The 16,891-nt window shown below is 67.0% G+C and carries 20 protein-coding genes and 1 other RNA gene; 8 read left to right on the top strand and 13 right to left on the bottom strand.

All coding sequences use genetic code 11. The annotated features are described in order from the left end of the window. The first annotated feature begins 13 nt into the window (after nt 1-13). From CVUC_RS16770 to CVUC_RS16760, 3 genes are all read left to right on the top strand, one after another. Nucleotides 14-1,024, top strand: coding sequence for a polyprenyl synthetase family protein (locus CVUC_RS16770; RefSeq protein ID WP_024265764.1), 1,011 nt, complete (start codon nt 14-16; stop codon nt 1,022-1,024). Next, a complete protein-coding gene (locus CVUC_RS16765; RefSeq protein WP_010919973.1) occupies nt 1,025-1,615 on the top strand; it encodes a hypothetical protein in 591 nt (196 codons plus the stop codon). It begins immediately after the preceding gene. Nucleotides 1,616-1,703: 88 nt separating this feature from the next. Further along, nucleotides 1,704-2,102, top strand: coding sequence for a YccF domain-containing protein (locus tag CVUC_RS16760; protein ID WP_010919972.1), 399 nt, complete (start codon nt 1,704-1,706; stop codon nt 2,100-2,102). Nucleotides 2,103-2,117: 15 nt separating this feature from the next. Here the strand turns inward: CVUC_RS16760 and CVUC_RS16755 are convergent, their stop codons facing one another. Beyond that, nucleotides 2,118-2,552 carry a GNAT family N-acetyltransferase gene (locus CVUC_RS16755; protein ID WP_096033512.1) on the bottom strand — a complete coding sequence of 145 codons (435 nt, stop codon included), beginning with the start codon at nt 2,550-2,552 and terminating at the stop codon, nt 2,118-2,120. 7 nt (nt 2,553-2,559) lie between these two features. Beyond that, a complete protein-coding gene (fumC, locus tag CVUC_RS16750) occupies nt 2,560-3,951 on the bottom strand; it encodes a class II fumarate hydratase (protein WP_096033511.1) in 1,392 nt (463 codons plus the stop codon). Nucleotides 3,952-4,075: 124 nt separating this feature from the next. On the opposite strand from fumC, the gene CVUC_RS16745 reads away from it, so the two are divergent. Then, nucleotides 4,076-4,609: a DUF1697 domain-containing protein gene (locus CVUC_RS16745; RefSeq protein ID WP_164468137.1), complete on the top strand. Its 534-nt coding sequence runs from the start codon at nt 4,076-4,078 to the stop codon at nt 4,607-4,609. Beyond that, on the top strand, nt 4,567-5,007 hold the full coding sequence (locus CVUC_RS16740; RefSeq protein ID WP_010919968.1) for a RusA family crossover junction endodeoxyribonuclease: 441 nt from the start codon (nt 4,567-4,569) through the stop codon (nt 5,005-5,007). The genes CVUC_RS16745 and CVUC_RS16740 overlap by 43 nt, the downstream gene beginning before the upstream one ends. Here CVUC_RS16740 and CVUC_RS16735 read toward each other — a convergent pair. The 11 genes from CVUC_RS16735 to miaA form a co-directional block, all read right to left on the bottom strand. Then, the gene (locus CVUC_RS16735; protein ID WP_010919967.1) at nt 4,975-5,361 is read right to left on the bottom strand and encodes a hypothetical protein; all 387 of its coding nucleotides are present in this window, start codon (nt 5,359-5,361) and stop codon (nt 4,975-4,977) included. The two genes, CVUC_RS16740 and CVUC_RS16735, sit on opposite strands and share 33 nt — an antisense overlap. 80 nt (nt 5,362-5,441) lie before the next feature. After that, entirely contained in the window at nt 5,442-7,580 is a 2,139-nt protein-coding gene (locus CVUC_RS16730; protein ID WP_096033509.1) for a serine hydrolase domain-containing protein, read from the bottom strand. Nucleotides 7,581-7,658: 78 nt separating this feature from the next. Further along, entirely contained in the window at nt 7,659-8,432 is a 774-nt protein-coding gene (locus CVUC_RS16725; protein ID WP_096033508.1) for a C13 family peptidase, read from the bottom strand. A 7-nt stretch (nt 8,433-8,439) separates the two neighbouring features. After that, nucleotides 8,440-8,913 carry a PaaI family thioesterase gene (locus tag CVUC_RS16720; protein WP_096033507.1) on the bottom strand — a complete coding sequence of 158 codons (474 nt, stop codon included), beginning with the start codon at nt 8,911-8,913 and terminating at the stop codon, nt 8,440-8,442. Next, nucleotides 8,910-9,398, bottom strand: coding sequence for an SspB family protein (locus CVUC_RS16715; protein WP_096033506.1), 489 nt, complete (start codon nt 9,396-9,398; stop codon nt 8,910-8,912). The genes CVUC_RS16720 and CVUC_RS16715 overlap by 4 nt, the downstream gene beginning before the upstream one ends. Nucleotides 9,399-9,656: 258 nt before the next feature. Next, nucleotides 9,657-10,021: a transfer-messenger RNA gene (gene ssrA / locus CVUC_RS16710) on the bottom strand. Nucleotides 10,022-10,051: 30 nt separating this feature from the next. Then, complete coding sequence (ilvN, locus tag CVUC_RS16705; RefSeq protein ID WP_096033505.1) at nt 10,052-10,609, bottom strand: acetolactate synthase small subunit; 558 nt, start codon at nt 10,607-10,609, stop codon at nt 10,052-10,054. A 43-nt stretch (nt 10,610-10,652) separates the two neighbouring features. Then, nucleotides 10,653-12,458, bottom strand: coding sequence for an acetolactate synthase 3 large subunit (locus tag CVUC_RS16700; protein ID WP_096033504.1), 1,806 nt, complete (start codon nt 12,456-12,458; stop codon nt 10,653-10,655). A gap of 105 nt (nt 12,459-12,563) precedes the next feature. Next, a complete protein-coding gene (locus CVUC_RS16695; RefSeq protein ID WP_024265762.1) occupies nt 12,564-12,611 on the bottom strand; it encodes a hypothetical protein in 48 nt (15 codons plus the stop codon). Nucleotides 12,612-12,805: 194 nt separating this feature from the next. Further along, a complete protein-coding gene (locus CVUC_RS16690) occupies nt 12,806-13,291 on the bottom strand; it encodes a CinA family protein (protein ID WP_096033503.1) in 486 nt (161 codons plus the stop codon). Beyond that, nucleotides 13,288-14,178 (bottom strand): tRNA (adenosine(37)-N6)-dimethylallyltransferase MiaA, encoded by an 891-nt coding sequence (gene miaA, locus CVUC_RS16685; protein ID WP_096034781.1) that lies wholly within the window; start codon nt 14,176-14,178, stop codon nt 13,288-13,290. The genes CVUC_RS16690 and miaA overlap by 4 nt, the downstream gene beginning before the upstream one ends. On the opposite strand from miaA, the gene serB reads away from it, so the two are divergent. The 3 genes from serB to CVUC_RS16670 all read left to right on the top strand — a co-directional run bounded on the left by serB (nt 14,159) and on the right by CVUC_RS16670 (nt 16,887). Then, nucleotides 14,159-15,037 carry a phosphoserine phosphatase SerB gene (gene serB / locus CVUC_RS16680; RefSeq protein WP_164512733.1) on the top strand — a complete coding sequence of 293 codons (879 nt, stop codon included), beginning with the start codon at nt 14,159-14,161 and terminating at the stop codon, nt 15,035-15,037. The genes miaA and serB overlap by 20 nt on opposite strands. Continuing rightward, on the top strand, nt 15,034-15,699 hold the full coding sequence (locus CVUC_RS16675) for an HAD family hydrolase (RefSeq protein WP_096033502.1): 666 nt from the start codon (nt 15,034-15,036) through the stop codon (nt 15,697-15,699). The genes serB and CVUC_RS16675 overlap by 4 nt, the downstream gene beginning before the upstream one ends. Before the next feature lie 87 nt (nt 15,700-15,786). Then, the gene (locus CVUC_RS16670; protein ID WP_096033501.1) at nt 15,787-16,887 is read left to right on the top strand and encodes an Mrp/NBP35 family ATP-binding protein; all 1,101 of its coding nucleotides are present in this window, start codon (nt 15,787-15,789) and stop codon (nt 16,885-16,887) included. Nucleotides 16,888-16,891: the final 4 nt, after the last annotated feature.

Genomic DNA, 16,891 nt, shown 5'->3' with positions numbered 1-16,891 from the left:
GGAGACCATGGTTTTGGACGCAGCCGCAGCGACCCTGCCCCGGAAGTCGGGATCGGTGGATCGTCTCGTGCGCCTCGCCGAGGCCGACATGGCGGGCGTCAACCGTCTGATCACCGATCGCATGCAGAGCGATGTGGCGATCATCCCCGCCTTGGCCGAGCATCTGATCGCTGCGGGCGGCAAGCGTCTGCGTCCGCTGATGACCGTGGCCGCCGCGCGTCTGGCCGGCGCCGACAACGACCACTTCCAGAAGCTGGCCGCCGCCGTCGAATTCATTCACACCGCCACCCTGCTGCATGACGATGTCGTCGACGGCAGCCAGCTGCGCCGCGGCAAGGTCGCCGCGCACCTGATCTGGGGCGGCGCGCAGAGCGTGCTGGTCGGCGACTTCCTGTTCGCCCGCGCTTTCGAGTTGATGGTCGAGACCAACTCGATGAAGGCGCTGGAGATCCTCGCCCGCGCCAGCCGCGTCATCGCCGAGGGCGAGGTGCTGCAGTTGATGCGCAGCCACGACCTGAACCTGTCGCAGGCGGTCTATCTGGAGATCATCCAGGCCAAGACCGCCGAGCTGTTCGCCGCCGCTTCGGAAGCCGGAGCGGTTTCGGCCGGTGTCGATGTGGCGAAGTCCGAGGCCCTGCGCGACTACGGCCTGAACCTGGGTCTGGCGTTCCAGCTGGCCGACGACGCCCTGGATTACGGCGGCGCGACCGAAACCCTGGGCAAGAACGCCGGCGACGACTTCCGCGAAGGCAAGGCCACACTGCCGCTGCTGCTGGCCATCGCCCGCTCGGGTCCCCGCGAAGCCGAGTTCTGGGAGCGCGCTATCGGTCGGCGTGAGCAGACCGAGGCCGATTTCCGTCGCGCCCGCGAACTGATCATCGGCTCGGGCGCGCTGGACGCGACGCTGGATCTGGCCGCTGACTATGCCGACAAGGCCAAGGCTGCGCTGGCGATGTTCCCGGCCAATGACTGGCGCGAGGCGCTCGAGGAGCTGGCCGATTTCGCAGTCAGCCGCCGCGCCTAGATGGCCAGTGGTAAGTCCATCATGGGTGGACTTCCGCCGCTGAAGCCGGGCGAGAAGCTGCCGCGCCTGCAAACCGTGATCGCGACCTCGCCCGAGAACCCGGCCGGCGATCCCAATATCCGTCCCCAGCAGGCCGGCGAGGCCGCCGGCAAGGTGATCGGCGGTGGGCTGGGTGTTCTGCTGGTTACGGTTTGCGTGCTGCTGCTGCTTGGCCCGGTGCTGTGGGCCCCAGGCTGGGCGGGCCTGCGGGTCGCGCGCTTCCTGAGCGGCCCCTGGCAGCCCTGGCTCGCGGGCTTCGCCGCTTTCGTCGCGGTGGCCGTGCTCCAGACCTTCCTGCTGATCCAGCGCCACCCGGCCCTGCGCTATCCCATCGTGACCTTGTTCTCGGTGCTCTGGGTGGGCGGCCTGTGGCTGGAGTTCAACTCGCCGCGCCATGACTGGGTGACGACCGCGCCGACCCTGCAGATGCCTGGACCCTGGTCGTGGGCGCTGATCATCTCCGGCTCGGTCGTCTATGCCGGAATCTACCTGCTGGCGCTGGCGCCGGTGGGCAAGAGCCGCTGGGCGCGCCGCTGGCAGCTTCTGAAGTAGGGCGGTGAATTCGGCGTAATCCGCGTCGAATCCCCTTCACAGCGACGCCTTGTGGAGCCACCTCTAGGGTCTCTTCCTGGGGCAGCACATGATCCGCTTCATCCTGAACGTTCTCTGGTTCTTCTTCGGCGGCTTCATCACCGGCCTTGGCTGGCTGCTGGCCGGCCTCATCCTGGCGATCACCATCGTGGGCCTGCCCTATACCGGCGCGGCCTGGCGCATCGCCGGGTTCGCCTTCTGGCCGTTCGGCAAGGAGATCGTCAGCCGCGAGATCGTGACGGGTAAGGAGGACATCGGCACGGGCCCGATCGGGGCTGTTCTGAACGTGATCTGGTTCCTGCTGGCGGGCTGGTGGCTGGCCCTGAGCCACCTGCTAATCGCGGTCGCCGAGGCGATCACCATCATCGGTATCCCGTTCGCCATCAAAGACCTGCAGCTGGCCCGCATCGCCCTGGCGCCGATCGGCGTCGCGGTGGTCAAGCGGTAGAACGCAGGCGGTCTGTCAGCGTCTGAGAGTGTGCGTCCACGGGCCGATCGTGTCAGGTTCAAACCCCTGCGCCTCCCAGAACGGCGCGGCGGCGTCCGAGGCGCGGGCGTTGACCGTCAGCAGGCGCACGCTGTCGAAGCCTTCGTGGATCAGGGCCGAGGCGAGGGCGGTGGCGACCCCGCGTCGCCGCATGTCAGGACGGACGTAGAAGCGGCGCAGACGCCGCGCGGGCTCAAGGGCGGCGGGTTCGGGCGTCATGGCACCGATCCCCGCCAGCGCTCCCGCCAGGAAGGCGGCGAAGAGGGCCTCGCCGTCGTCCTGGAAGCGCGCGGCGGCCCGCCAGCCCTCGGCCAGCAGGGCCATATTGCGCACGCCTTCGCCGGAGGCTTCGGCGACCAGGTCGCCAAAGCCGTCCGGCAGCTCGTCGAAAATGCGGACGAGCTGGAGCACGTCAGGTTCAGCCCGGCGAGATCATCTTTTCGGGGCGGACGTACTGGTCGAACTCTTCGTTCGTCAGATAGCCGCCGCCGACGGCCTCCTCGCGCAGAGTGGTGCCGTTCTTGTGCGCGGTCTTGGCGATCTTGGCGCAGGCGTCATAGCCGAGCTTGCCGTTCAGGGCCGTTACCAGCATCAGGCTGTTCTCGACGCCCTTCTTGATGTTGTCGACGCGCGGCTCGATGCCGACCACGCAGTTGTCGGTGAAGCTGATCGCCGCGTCGGCGACCAGACGGACCGACTGCAGGAAGTTATAGGCCATCACCGGGTTGAAGACGTTCAGCTCGAAATGGCCCTGGCTGCCGGCGAAGGTCAGGGTCGAGTGGTTGCCGAACACCTGGGCGCAGACCTGGGTCAGGGCTTCGGACTGGGTCGGATTGACCTTGCCCGGCATGATCGAGCTGCCCGGCTCATTTTCCGGCAGGGAGAGCTCGCCGAGACCGGCGCGCGGGCCAGAGCCCAGGAAGCGGATGTCGTTGGCGATCTTGAACAGGCTGGCGGCCACCGTGTTGATGGCGCCGTGGGTGAAGACCATGGCGTCGTGGGCGGCCAGGGCCTCGAACTTGTTCGGGGCCGTGGTGAAGCCCAGGCCGGTGATGCCGGCGATCTGCTCGGCGACCTTCTCGGCGAAGCCCACCGGGGCGTTCAGGCCGGTGCCGACGGCGGTGCCGCCCTGGGCCAGCTGCATCAGCATCGGCAGGGTCATCTCGATACGAGCGATGCCGTTCTCGATCTGCTGAGCGTAGCCGCCGAACTCCTGGCCCAGCGTCAGCGGGGTGGCGTCCTGGGTGTGGGTGCGGCCGATCTTGATGATGTCCTTCCACTCGGCGGCCTTGGCGGCCAGGGCCTTGTGCAGGTGCTTCAGCGCGGGCAGCAGGTCGTGGACCACCTGTTCGGCGCAGGCGATGTGCATGGCCGTCGGGAAGGTGTCGTTCGACGACTGGCTCATATTGACGTGGTCGTTGGGGTGGACGGGCTTCTTGCTGCCCATCTCACCGCCCAGCATCTCGATGGAGCGGTTCGAGATCACCTCGTTGGCGTTCATGTTCGACTGGGTGCCCGAGCCGGTCTGCCAGACCACCAGCGGGAAGTGGTCGTTCAGCTTGCCCTCGATCACTTCGTTGGCGGCGGCGATGATCGTCTCGGCGATCTTCGGGTCCAGCTTGCCCAAGGCGAGGTTGGCCTCGGCGGCGGCGCGCTTGACGATGCCCAGGGCGCGGACGACGGGCAGGGGCTGCTTTTCCCAGCCGATCTTGAAGTTGCCCAGGCTGCGCTGAGCTTGCGCGCCCCAGTAGCGGTCGGCGGCGACTTCGATCGGGCCAAAGGTGTCGGTCTCGATACGCGTGGCGGTCATGCGGCGTGTCTCCCAAAAACGGTCGAGCGCGGTCTAGACCTTGCGCGGCGAGAGGGCAATGTTCGCGGTTGCGATAAGCGCCAGGCGAGCCTACGCCTCGGCCTTCGTCCGGCCGGAGCCCCGAATGAGTCCCCACATCGCCCTGCTGCGCGCCGTCAATGTGGGCGGACGCAAGGTCCTCAAGGACGACCTGCTCGGCTTGGCTACCGATCTCGGCTTCGACGACGCCAAGACCCTTCTGGCCAGCGGCAATCTGGTGCTCTGGGGCGAAGCCGGCGAGGGTCTCGAGGCGCGGCTGGAAGACGGCTTGGAGAGGCGAATGGGTCTGCGCACGGATTTCATGGTCCGCACGGCCGCCGAGCTCCAGGCGGTGATCGCCGCCAACCCGTTTCGGGAACAGGCGGCCACTCGGCCCAACCATCTGCTGGTCAGTTTCCTGAAGACGCCGATCGACGGCGACACGGTCGAGGTGCTGCGCGCGGCGATCAAAGGCCGCGAGGAAGTCCACGCCGAAGGACGGGCGCTCTATATCGACTTCAAGGACGGCATCGGCGATTCCACTCTGGATCGCGACTGGAAGAAGACCAAGCGAGAGCCGCTCGGCACGATGCGCAATTGGAACACTGTCTTGAAGCTGGCCGACATGGTGGCGGCATGAGTCAGGGTTTCGACGGATCCGACTGGACCCACCACGGCAAGGTGCGCGCCCGCGAGGCCGGCGGTGAGCTGACCCTGGTCGTCGATGGCCTCACCACCCAGGGCAAGTACTACAAGCCGCTGATCTACGAGTTCTTCCGCAAGTCCTGGCGGGGCGCACGGCCAGCCTGGGGCGAGTTCAGCGTCGAGATCGGCATGGAGTATGTCGGCGAGCCGCCGTGGATGGATCTCGACAACCTGGCCAAGGCCCTGCTGGACGCGATCAAGGGCTATGCCTTCCACGACGACGCCCAGGTCGCCCGACTGCTGGTCGAGCGACGGCCGGGCGATCGCGAGCGGATCGTGATCCAGGTGCGGAAGCTGAACTCAAGCCTTATGCGGCGCACGCTCGAAGATTGACGCGGCCACGGCCACGTACAGCACCACCAGGAAGGCGCCGTAACGGCCGACACTGACCGGATCGGTCGTCGGCATCACCTCGGCGTAACGCGAGACGACCAGCGCGCCGGCCACCAGGCCGGGCGTCGAGAACATCAGCATCGGAAACAAGCGGCGGCGGCGCGGCGTATGCGTCAGCCGCGCCACCGCCTGGAAGGCGAACGTAACGGCCGCTGCGGCCGCGAACGCGTTCAGTGCGTAGAACCAGAAGGTGCTTTCGAGAACGCCCCCGCCGAAAGCTGCGTAAAACAGGGTGGCCGCCGACCACGCCGCGAGCCCTGTTCCCCCAAACGCCAGACCGTCCAGTTTTGACACGTCGCGTCTCCTTTATCGTCTCCCCGAACGCCGATCTGCAAAGTCGGCGCCGGGGAAACGGAAGGAGACACTGGAGGCGATCAGCTCCAGGGCAGCAGGTAACCCCACAGGGCCAGAAGCACGCTCAGGAACGCCAGCAACAGAGCGGTGAAGGTGAAGGCGACCTTGCGGCCATCGCTCCAGCTGTCCACGCGACGGCCGCCGCGCCACACCATCGGCAATAGGCCCAGGGTCAGGACGCCGAGCGCCGCAGCGACGAGCGCACAGGCCGAACCGCTGAGCAGCCAGCCGCTGGGCCAACCGAAGAACACCGTGGTCTGGTCCGTCGCCTTGGCCGCGAACACCGCCATGCAGCCGCCTGAAATCAGCCAGAGCACGGCCTGCATCACTTGCATTTGACCCGCCCGGGCCTGGACGGGCGTCTGTCGCGCCTCGCGGCGGTTCCGGAACATCGCGCCCAGGATCGTGATCACGCAGGCCAGTCCCGCGATGGTGACCGTCCAGGACAGCAAGGCGGCGGAGTGCAGGAACCCAATCCGCTCGAAGGTGGAAAAGCCTCGCGCGGCGTAGAAGCGGGACGGTCGATCACCGTTGCTGTCGAAAACGAGCGTCAGGGGCCCTTCCACAGCCTTGAACACGCCAGGGCGTCCCGTGCCGTTGAACAGCGTGGTGACGCCTCCGTCGGTGACGGAAAGCCGCCCCTCCGGCGTGGCGCGCACCTGGGCGCGACCGATCAGTCGGTTGGTGAAGCCTTCCAGTCCGCCATAGGCCCGCCGCGTGGTCAGGTAGTCGCCTTCATAGAGTCTGGCCTGTTCGTAGGTCAGGAAACTGGCGGTCGGCAGGGCCTGCGCCGGGGCGTAGAAGTGTTCCACGATGGTCGCCGGCAGTGTCGCGGGCAGGTTGGCCCCGCTGTCGGTGTTGACCGACACGAAGATCCCAAGGTTCAGGTCGGGAACGATCACCAAGTTGGAATGGAAGTACAGGGTGGCGCCCTGGTGCCCAAAGCCCCGGCGTCCGCCCGGCAGGGGGACGTCCTGAAAGCCGGCGTTCCAGCCTGCCGCGTCCGGCGCGGGCCGATACATGGGCGAACGGAACGCTTGCGCGGTCCGGGGCGAGAAGATGGTTTTGCCGTCGATCGTCCCGCCGTTGAGCAGCAGCGTCATGTAACGCGCCATGTCGCTGGCCGTGCTGGAGGCCGAGGCGGCCGGGGCGACCTGACCCATGAATTCGCGCGGCTGGGTTTTCCAGCCCATCGCGGTCCAGGAAAAGGCGTCCGAAAGATCGGCGGCCAGGGTTTCCGCCATCGGTGCGGGCAAGTCGTCGCGCCAGGGACGCGCTTCCCGGAACGTGGTGCGGGTCAGGCCCGCTGGGATGATGATTTCCTCGCTGACCAGTTGCTCGAATGGCTTGCCGGTCACGTTGGAGACGGCCGCTCCCGCCAGGGCGGCGCCGTAGTTGGAATAGGTGGGCATCAGGCCCGGCTCGCGGACACGGCGCGGCCTTTCCTGGCGAAGATAGTCGTAGAGGGGGCGGACGCGGTTGGGATCGCGCTCGAAGAGCTGCCCAAGGGCGCGATCCTCAAACCCGGAGGTGTGAGTCATCAGGTCGCGCAGGCGGATTTGGGTCTTCTTGCCCTGATCCTTCACCTGCAGCGGTTCAGGCAGATACAGATTGACGGGGCCGTCGAGGCGCATGCGTCCGGCCTCGATCTCGTTCATCAAGGTGATCCAGGTGAAGGTCTTCGAGATCGAAGCCACCCGGAACAGGGTCTTGTCGGGATCGACCCGTTTGCGTTGCCCCAGGTTGGAGAAGCCGTAGCCCTTCTTGAGCACGACTTGGCCGTTCTGGACGACCGACAGGGTTACGCCGGCGATATGGTCTCGGGTCATGGCGCGCTGCACCACCCCGTCCACAAAGGCCTCCAGGTCGGGGCGTGGCAGCGGTGTGACGCCGGGTGCGGGCGGGGACACGGGCGCCGGCGTCGCGGCCGCGACAGGCGCCGGCCTCGACGCTGTCGGTGTGAGCGCTGCGGGACGTTGGGCGCGCGCACGCCGCTGGCGCAGGCTGGTGTAAGGACGGACGGTCGTTTCCGGAGGCGCAGCGGCGGACGGTGGTGCGTCCGAAGAGGCATCCTGCGCTCGCGCCTCCGGTCCGAAAGCGGAGCATAGGGCGAGCATGGCCGCAGCAAAGGCGGCCGCGAGCGAAGCGCGCGACGTCAAAGATGTCCCCTGGGTGAAGCGGAAACTTCTAGGGTTTGTGTAGCGTGCTCCTCGCTGGGGTCAAACCCGATCGCGGGCTTACGGCGCCTTTGTCGGCGTTCGGTTGAAGGCGTACAGCGGAAGCATGGGGCGCAGCGCTGGACCAACCCAGATCTGAGGTTCGGAAGCCGGTTCGGCGCCGGTCTCCTTTTCCTTGCGCGCGACGCAGGCCTGTATGCCCGCGCCCAGGGCGGCGAAGTCGCGGGCGTGGGGCGCGGCCGATAGAAAGCATTCGTCGAAGAACGGATACTTGTCGCTCTCGCCACAGCCGAACGAGGCGCGATCGGGCCGCGCCGCCGTCAGGATCAAGCGGTCAGGTCTCTGCAAGGGGGGGATGAAGACGCCCGAAAAACAGGCGGAGATCACCACCACGCTGGGCCGCGCGGGACAGGCGTCATTCAGCATCGCCGCCAGCCGGTGAGGGCGGAGCACCTGCTCACCGAGAATCACCCCTTCGGGGCTACCATGGGTGCTGATGTAGAAGAGGCAGCCTGCCTTGGCGGTCTCGCCCTTGGTCCGAAGCGCCTCATAGATCGTCCGGGTTTCCGAGCGGCTTGGCGCGTCCGACGGATAGCGCTCGGGGCGGACGGAGAACTGCTGGATCGCAGAGGTCTCAAAGCCCATGCCGACCAAGGCCTTGGCGACGTCTCGGCGAGCGTTGTCGAAGGCTTCGGTAGGACTGCCAGACTCCGCCTGAAAGTCGCCCGCGATGACGACCGCGCTCCAGTTCGAGAACGGCCCGCCGGCGAAGGTCGCCGTGGCGGGCGAGAAGAGCAAAACCAGAAGTCCGATGACCGCCGCCGCCCTTCGCATCGTCCGCCTACGCCTTCTTGAAGTTGGCGAAGGGGGTGGGGATCGCCGTGCCGGTGGACTTGGCCAGAAGCCGACCTTCGGCGTCATAGAGCTCGCCCTCCATGAAGCAGATCGTGCGCCCCCACTTCACCACTCGCCCAACCCCGCGCAGCGGTCCCGGCATGGCGGGGCGCAGGAAGCTGGTTTTCATCTCGAGAGTCGGAACCACGTGGGTCATGCCGGACGTGATCATGCCCGCGACCGACATGCACTCGTCCAGCATGGCGCAGACATAGCCGCCCTGGATCTGACCCATGGGGTTGCAGAGCAGGTCGGCGCGAGCGGTGAAGCCGACCTCCACCTCGCGCTCGGCCTGGCGGACCGCCAGCAGTTCAAAGCCCAGGGTCTGAGAGCCCGTCGGTTGTCGCTTGGACGCGCGAAAGCGGGCGAGGATGGCCTCGTCCGTCAAGGTTTCCGGCGCGTCCGAGGCGATGTCACTCATTTTTTGCGGAACTGGTCCAGAGAAACGATCTTCGGGCCTTCGTCGCCCGACGCGCCGTTGGTGGCCTTCGCTTCGGGCTCCGGATCCGGCTCGGGCTCGTCCTCGATGACTTCCGGCGTCGAGAACTGCAGGGCGAACTGAACCGACGGATCATAGAAGCGGGTGAGCGCCGCGTAGGGCACCGAGAGGCGCTTGGGCTGGCCACCGAACTTCAGGGTGACCGAGAAGAAGGTCTCCCCCGGCGCCAGGTCCCAATACTGGTGCTGCAGGACGATCGTCATCTCGTCCGGGTACTTCGACAGCAGGTCCTGCGGGCCCGATACGCCCGCCGCCTTGGTCTTGAAGGTGATGTAGAGGTGGTGGGGCTCCGGGAGGCCGCCTGGCGCGGCGGCCTTCTTCAGGGCCGCCTTGACCACGCCGCGCAGGGCGTCCTGGGCCATGGCCTCGTATTGCATGAGGTCTTCGGGCGGTTCGGTCTGGGACATGCTCGGCGTGAAACTTCGAACTGAAAACGAGATTCCGAGCCTAGCGCGTCACGCGCCACGCGCAAAGCGGGCGTCGCGGGATTCCTCAGCGATGTCGGGGAAGGAGAGGGTGGAGGGATTCTGTTGGCAGGCTCCCCCATGCCCTCGAAGGAAAGAGGAGGGAGCCTCGGCGATGTCGTGGAAAGTGGAGGGATTCTGTTGGCAGGCTCCCCCATGCCCTCGAAGGAAAGAGGAGGGAGCCTCGGCGATGTCGTGGAAAGTGGAGGGATTCTGTTGGCAGGCTCCCTCCGGGCCCCGCCTAGGGATCTGAACCCCTAGGACTTAAGAGGCGAATTCACCGGCGCCGCATTACGCAGCGACAGCGAACTCTTCAGCGAAGTTATCGTTCGCATTTAGATAAAGGCCCGAAACGGTGGGCCAAGCCGAGAGAAAGCATACACCTTTACACGTCTGTCGATGCTGATCGGCCCCATGCAGTCCCATGATAACTTGGGAGAGATTTGGTGGAGCCGCCGGGAATCGCACCCGGGTCCAGTCCGCTTATTACGTGCGCGTTTATCCCCATAGTCCGGCCGAAGCCGGACCCGCTGAATATAGGGACTTCATCCAGCCAAGGGAAGGGCGAGGGGTGGTTTGTCCCCAGCCGCCCTTGGCTACATGCCTTCGACGCCGCGCTCGATGGACAGGACGCCGGTGCGGGAAAGCTCGACCAGACCTAAGGGACGCATCAGGTCGAGGAACTTGTCGATCTTGGACGGTGCGCCCGAGATTTCGAACACGAAGCTTTCCAGCGTCGTATCGACGGGCTTGGCGCGGAAGATGTCGGCCACGCGGAGGGCCTCCACGCGATCGGCGCCGGAGCCTCGCACCTTGACCAGGGCCAGCTCGCGCTCGACCCCATTGGGGTCGCGGGTGATGTCGTGCACGCGCCGGACATTCACCACCTTGTTCAGCTGAGCCTCGATCTGGTCCAGCACCTGGCGGGTGCCGCGGGTCACCACGGTGATGCGGCTGGTGTGGGCTTTGCGGTCGGTCTCGGCGACCGTGAGGCTCTCGATGTTGTAGCCCCGCGCGGCGAACAGGCCGACCACGCGGTGCAGGACGCCGGGCTCGTTATCGACAAGCAGGGCGAAGGTGGCGGTCTGCTCGACCTGGCCCGTGGGGCTGAGGTCGTAGGCCGAGGCGGGGGCGGGTTGGACGTTGGCGGTCATGAGTCGCTTCTAAGCCAAAGGGTTGCGAAAGGGCGAGGGCCGATCAGACCAACCCCGCGCCATCCTCGCCGATGACATTCCCGATGTCCTCGACCTCGCCCATGATCATCTCGTTGTGCGCCTTGCCCGACGGGATCATCGGCAGGCAGTTCTCGTGCTTCTCGACGCGGCAGTCGAAGATCACGGGCTTGTCGCTGTTGATCATCTCCAGGATCTTGCCGTCCAGCTCGGCGGGGTTGTCGCAGCGGATGCCGTGCGCGCCGTAGGCCTCGGCCAGCTTCACGAAGTCGGGCAGGCTGTCCGAGTAGGAGTGGCTATAGCGCTCGCCGTGCAGCAGCTGTTGCCACTGGCGGACCATGCCCATCCATTCGTTGTTCAGGATGAAGATCTTGACCGGCAGGTCGAACTGGATCGCGGTCGACAGCTCCTGAATGCACATCTGGATCGAGGCTTCGCCGGCGATGTCGACGACCAGGCTGCCCGGGTGGGCCAGTTGCACGCCCAGAGCGGCGGGCAGGCCGTAGCCCATGGTGCCCAGGCCCCCGGAGGTCATCCAGCGGTTCGGTTCCTCGAATCGGAAGAACTGCGCGGCCCACATCTGGTGCTGGCCGACTTCGGTGGTGATGTAGACGTCCTTGTCCTTGGTCAGCTCGTACAGGCGCTCAATGGCGTACTGCGGCTTGATGACCGAGTCCGAGCGGCGATAGGACAGGCACTGACGGGCGCGCCACTGGTCGATCTGGGCCCACCAGTCGCTCAGGGCCGCCTTGTTGGGCTGCAGGTTGGCGGCCTTCCAGGCGGCGATCATGTCCTCGAGGACAGAGCCGGCGTCGCCGACGATCGGCAGGTCCACGCGGACGTTCTTGTTGATCGACGACGGGTCGATATCGATGTGGATCTTCTTGCTGCCCGGCGAGAAGGCGTCCAAGCGGCCGGTGACGCGATCGTCGAACCGCGCGCCGACGCAGATCATCACGTCGCAGTCGTGCATGGCGTTGTTGGCCTCGAACGTGCCGTGCATGCCCAGCATGCCCAGCCAGGCCGGATCCGCCGCCGGGAAGGCGCCCAGGCCCATCAGGGTCGAGGTGACCGGCGCGCCCGTCAGGGCGGCGAACTCGCGCAAGGCCGCGCTGGCCTTGGGACCGGCGTTGATGACGCCGCCGCCGGTGTAGAAGATCGGGCGACGCGCGCCGGCGATCATCTTGACCGCCTCGGTGACACGGTTGGCGTCGCCCCGCGTCTTGGGCGCGTAGGCGTGGCTCGATTTGACCTCGGTCGGGCCGTAGTACTCGCCCTTGGCGAACTGGACATCCTTGGGGATGTCGATCAGCACGGGCCCCGGACGACCGGTGGTGGCGATCTTGAAGGCCTCATGGATGATCTGCGGCAGATCGCGGACGTCTTTGACCAGATAGTTGTGCTTGGTGCACGAGCGGGTCATGCCGACCGTGTCGGCTTCCTGGAAAGCGTCGGTGCCGATCAGGTGGGTCGGAACCTGGCCGGTGATGACGACCATCGGGATCGAGTCCATCAGGGCGTCCATGATGCCGGTGATGGCGTTGGTCGCGCCCGGGCCCGAGGTGACCAGCACGACGCCCGGCTTGCCCGAGCTGCGGGCGTAGCCTTCGGCCGCGTGCGTCGCGCCCTGTTCGTGGCGGACCAGGATGTGCTGCAGGCGCGGCTCGTGGAACAGCGCGTCATAGATCGGCAGAACCGCGCCGCCCGGATAGCCGAACAGAACTTCGACGCCTTGGTCCACGAGGCCGCGAACCACGATCTCGGCACCGGTCATGGTGCGGTCGTTGGTTTCGGTCGGAGCTTGGCTCTGGATGGTCTGGTGGGCGGTCATGGGACGATCCGGTGGAAGGGCGGGATTGGAAAGCGAGGGGCGGAAAAGAAAAAAGGTCCCGAAGGACCTTTGCGCGCGCGACCGAGCTACGACGTGACTTCGAGGTCACCCCGCGAACGGCCGCTCCATAAGTACGATCATGGTTTTGCGCACTAGTCTTGCTCCAAAGCTACGGAAAGGGTCATGACATGCGCCAGATGGGGCGTCAAGGCGCTCTTTGCCGCAAGGTTCTGCCTCTGGGGGAGGCGTGGCCTTACCTGGATCGCCCAATTGAGGGGGCAGGTTCCGCCCTCGAAGGCGACGGGTCGGAAATCTCGGCTCGCGAACCCGCCGGTCGCGGCGATTTTCTAGTCGTCCGCGCTCGACGCCTTCAGCGCGTCGAGCAACAGCGTCAACGCGGCGTCGCGGAAGGTTTCCATGTTGGCCAGGCGGTCGCCGTGACCCGTTTCGATCACCAGGCTCATCTCCACGGGACCGAAGACCGCAAGGCAGCAATGACCGGCGGCGTCGCCGTAGGCGTTGCCGGACGGACCGGTCGCGCCGGTCTCGGCCAGGCCCCAGGTCGAGGCCATGCGCTCGCGCACGGTGCGCGCCATGAACTGGGCGTAGGGCTCGCTGGCCGAGCGCATCTCGCCCATCTCGTCCTTGGTCACCCCCATCAGCGCCGCGCGCGCCTTGGGCGTGTAGACGATCGCGCCGCCGCGATAATAGGCCGACGCGCCGTCGACGCTGAGCAGGGCGGCCGAGATCAATCCGCCGGTGGAGGATTCGGACACGGCGATGGTTTCGCCCCGCGCCTTCAACAGCGCGGCGATCTGTTCGATCAGGGTCACGGGACGATCCTTTTCCAGTCGGGCGTTTGATTGCGGAACCAGGTCAGCTGGCGCTTGGCGTAGCGACGGGTTTCCTGGCGCGCCGCGTCCAGGGCCTGGTCCAGCGAGGTCTCTCCGCGAAGATGGGCGGCGAACTCGCGGTAACCGACGGCTTTCAGGGCGGGGAGGGCCGGATCCAGGGCCCGGGCCTCTACGGCGCGAACCTCATCCAACGCACCCTGTTCGACCATGATCGCCAAGCGCGCGTCGCAGCGCGCATAGAGTTCGGCGCGGGGCGGGTCCAAGACGAGACCTTTCCAGGAGCCCGGAGCGAGCGCGGGCTTGGTGTCGGTCTGCCAGGCGGTGAGCGACTTGCCGGTGGCGATGGCGACGGCGTGAGCCCGGACCAGACGCTGGCGATCACCGCTTTCGATGCGCGCTTCGGCCTCGGGGTCGAGCGGCTTCAGGATCTCCCGGAACTCGGTTTCGCCCCGCGCCGCGTAGAGCAGGCTGGAGATCTCGCGCTGGGTTTCGGGCACCGGTGGCACGTCGGCGAGGCCGTGGGTCAGGGCGCGGAAATAGAGGCCGGTGCCGCCGACCACGATCGCCGGCTTTCCCCGGGCCTGGATCTCGGAAAGCGCCTGGGTCGCCGCCTCCAGCCAACGTCCGACCGACCAGCCGATGGCCGGGTCCACAACCTGAAACAGGTGATGCGGCGCCCGCGCGATGTCCTCTGGCGAGGGACCGGCCGTGAGGATGCGGAGGCCCGCATAGATCTGCATGGAGTCAGCGTTGACGATCTCGCCGCCGATCCGTTCGGCCAAATCCAGGGCGTGGGCGGACTTGCCGCTTGCGGTCGGGCCCGCGATCAGCCAGATGCGGGACGCGATGTCCGAGCTCTCCACCATTCCGACCGTCCTCACCGTCGTGGGGGCAAACCCCGACGCTTACGCACAAGCCGTTTCGCGCGTCGAAGCGGCCCTGTCCAGCCGCCGCGAAGGTCTGGGGCCTCTGGCCGCGGACTTCTTCGTCGAGGGCGGCGATGCCGAGCCCGTCAAGGCGGCCTTGGCGGACCTCGCCGTAGACTTCGCGATCCAGCCGGCGGCCAACCGCCGCAAGGGCCTGCTGATCGCGGACATGGATTCCACGATCATCAATGTCGAGTGTCTGGACGAACTGGCCGACTTCGCCGGCGTCAAGGCGCAGGTCTCCGAGATCACCGAGCGCGCCATGCGCGGCGAGCTGGCCTTCGAGGGCGCGCTGCGCGAGCGCGTCGGCATGCTGAAGGGGCTGGGCGTTTCGGCGCTGCAGGCCTGCTACGACGAGCGGGTGCGGCTCAATCCCGGCGCCGAGACGCTGGTGCGGACCATGGCCAGGCACGGCGCCCGCTGCGCGCTGGTCTCGGGCGGGTTCACCTTCTTTACCAGCCGGGTGGCCGAGGCCGCCGGCTTCCACCTGAACCGCGCCAACACCCTGATCGAGCTGGACGGCGCCCTGACCGGTGCGGTCGGCGACCCCATCCTGGGCAAGGAGGCCAAGCTGGCCGCGTTGCGCGAAGAGACCGCCGCCCTTGGCCTGACGCCCGCCGACGCTCTGGCGGTCGGCGACGGCGCCAATGACCTGGCGATGATCGAGGCTGCGGGCCTGGGCGTGGCCTATCGCGCCAAGCCGATCGTGGCGGCGCAGGCCGACGCCAAGGTCGATCACACCGACCTGACCACCTTGCTCTACTTCCAGGGCTACAAGGCCGAGGAGTTTCACGCGTGAGTTTCCCCCGCCGCGTCGAGGGCGTGGTCTTCGACATGGATGGCCTGCTGCTGGACACCGAGATCGTCTATCGCGCGGCCATGATCGAAGCCGGCCAAGTGTTCGGCATCGGTTTCACAGGCGAGATCTACGCGGCGATGGTAGGCAAGACGACGCCGGAATGCGGGGTCATGCTGCGCGAGCTGTTCGGCGAGACCTTCCCGGTTCAAAGCTATTTCGAGCGGGTCTGGGCCGATGTCGAGGACCTGCTGGAGGCCGAGACGCGGCTCAAGGCCGGCGTGATCGAGATTCTCGACTTCCTCGACGACCAGGGACTGCCACGCGGCATTGCGACGTCGAACGGCAAGCCGGCGGTGGAGCGCTATCTGGGTCGCTTTGATCTGTTGCCGCGCTTCCATGCGGTGGTCGCGCACCACGATGTGGTCCGCCACAAGCCCCATCCCGACCCGTACCTTGAGGCGGCCCGCCGCATTGGCGTCGATCCGGCCGCGTGCCTGGCGCTGGAGGACTCGCACCCCGGCGTCCGCGCCGCTCACTCGGCCGGCATGATGACGGTGATGGTGCCCGACATCCTCGATCCGAACGAGGAGATGCACGACAAGTGCGTGCACATCGCCGACAGCCTGCACCATGTGCTGGATTTGCTGAAGGCCTCGGCCTGACCCCATTGCCACGGGGCGCGTGCCTCTACGCACTTGAAATGCCTGGCGCTCGCGCGGATATGAGACCCCCAACAGGAGGCCTCGCCCGTGACCGCAACCCTCGACGACGCCCGCGCGGCGCTGGACCGCATCGCCGACCCGGCCAGCGGGCAGGGATTGGTCAAGGCGGGTCTGGTTCAGGGCCTCGTCGTTCGCAACGGCCGCGCCGGCTTCATGCTGGAGGTCCCAGCCAGTGTGGTCGCGTCTTACGCCCCGGTTCGTGAAGCGGCCGAGAAGGCCCTGGCCGCCCTGCCGGGCGTCGAGCAGGCCCAGGTGGTGCTGACCGCGCAGGCCGCCGAGGGCGCGACCCGGGTCCGCAAGGGCGCCAAGATCTCCGAGGATCCCCAGGCCCGGATGGTTCCGCCACCCGAGGCGGAAAAGCCCCAGCACGTGCGCCACGTCATCGCCGTAGCCTCGGGCAAGGGCGGGGTGGGCAAGTCGACCGTGTCGACCAATCTCGCCGTGGCCTTCGCCAAGATGGGTCTGCGCGTCGGCCTGCTGGACGCGGACATCTATGGCCCCTCAGCCCCCAAGATGATGGGCGTCGACGGCGATCCGCTGTTCGAGAACGAGAAGCTGCAGCCGCTGGAGGCGCACGGCGTCAAGCTGATGTCGATCGGCTTCATCGTCGACGAGGGCAAGGCGATGATCTGGCGCGGGCCGATGGCCTCGTCAGCGGTTCGCCAGATGATCCATGACGTGGCCTGGGGTTCGGAGGCGCAGCCCCTGGACGTGCTGGTCGTCGACCTGCCGCCGGGCACCGGCGACGTGCAGTTGACCCTGGTGCAGAAGCTGCGGATCGACGGCGCGGTTCTGGTGACCACGCCGCAGGAGATCGCCCTGATCGATGCGCGCCGCGCCGCCGCGATGTTCGAAAAGACCGCGACGCCGATCCTGGGCCTGATCGAGAATATGGCCTTCTTCGCCGATCCCTCGACGGGCGCCCCGATCCCGATCTTCGGAGAAGGCGGCGGGGTGGCTGAGGCCGCGCGGCTGAACGTGCCGCTGCTGGGCCGGGTGCCGATCGAGATCGCCGTGCGGCTGGGCGGCGACCAGGGCGTCCCGGTGGTGATCGGCGAGCCCAAGGGGCAGGCGGCGGAGGTCTTTATCGGCGCCGCCAAGGTGCTTTGGAAGTCAGTTAGTCACTAAAATC

The organism is Caulobacter vibrioides, from assembly GCF_002858865.1.
In the GTDB taxonomy this organism is placed as follows: domain Bacteria; phylum Pseudomonadota; class Alphaproteobacteria; order Caulobacterales; family Caulobacteraceae; genus Caulobacter; species Caulobacter vibrioides.
Note: the sequence above shows the minus strand (reverse complement) of the source record. Positions and strands in the feature narration are given on the sequence as shown.

Bases quoted from the DNA above. Each gene is read 5' to 3' on its own strand.
- CVUC_RS16765 (WP_010919973.1), top strand. From the start codon at position 1,025: ATGGCCAGTGGTAAGTCCATCATGGGTGGACTTCCGCCGCTGAAGCCG.
- CVUC_RS16760 (WP_010919972.1), top strand. From the start codon at position 1,704: ATGATCCGCTTCATCCTGAACGTTCTCTGGTTCTTCTTCGGCGGCTTC.
- fumC (WP_096033511.1), bottom strand. From the start codon at position 3,951: ATGACCGCCACGCGTATCGAGACCGACACCTTTGGCCCGATCGAAGTC.
- CVUC_RS16745 (WP_164468137.1), top strand. From the start codon at position 4,076: ATGAGTCCCCACATCGCCCTGCTGCGCGCCGTCAATGTGGGCGGACGC.
- CVUC_RS16725 (WP_096033508.1), bottom strand. From the start codon at position 8,432: ATGCGAAGGGCGGCGGCGGTCATCGGACTTCTGGTTTTGCTCTTCTCG.
- CVUC_RS16720 (WP_096033507.1), bottom strand. From the start codon at position 8,913: ATGAGTGACATCGCCTCGGACGCGCCGGAAACCTTGACGGACGAGGCC.
- CVUC_RS16715 (WP_096033506.1), bottom strand. From the start codon at position 9,398: ATGTCCCAGACCGAACCGCCCGAAGACCTCATGCAATACGAGGCCATG.
- ilvN (WP_096033505.1), bottom strand. From the start codon at position 10,609: ATGACCGCCAACGTCCAACCCGCCCCCGCCTCGGCCTACGACCTCAGC.
- CVUC_RS16700 (WP_096033504.1), bottom strand. From the start codon at position 12,458: ATGACCGCCCACCAGACCATCCAGAGCCAAGCTCCGACCGAAACCAAC.
- serB (WP_164512733.1), top strand. From the start codon at position 14,159: ATGTCCGAGCTCTCCACCATTCCGACCGTCCTCACCGTCGTGGGGGCA.
- miaA (WP_096034781.1), bottom strand. From the start codon at position 14,178: ATGGTGGAGAGCTCGGACATCGCGTCCCGCATCTGGCTGATCGCGGGC.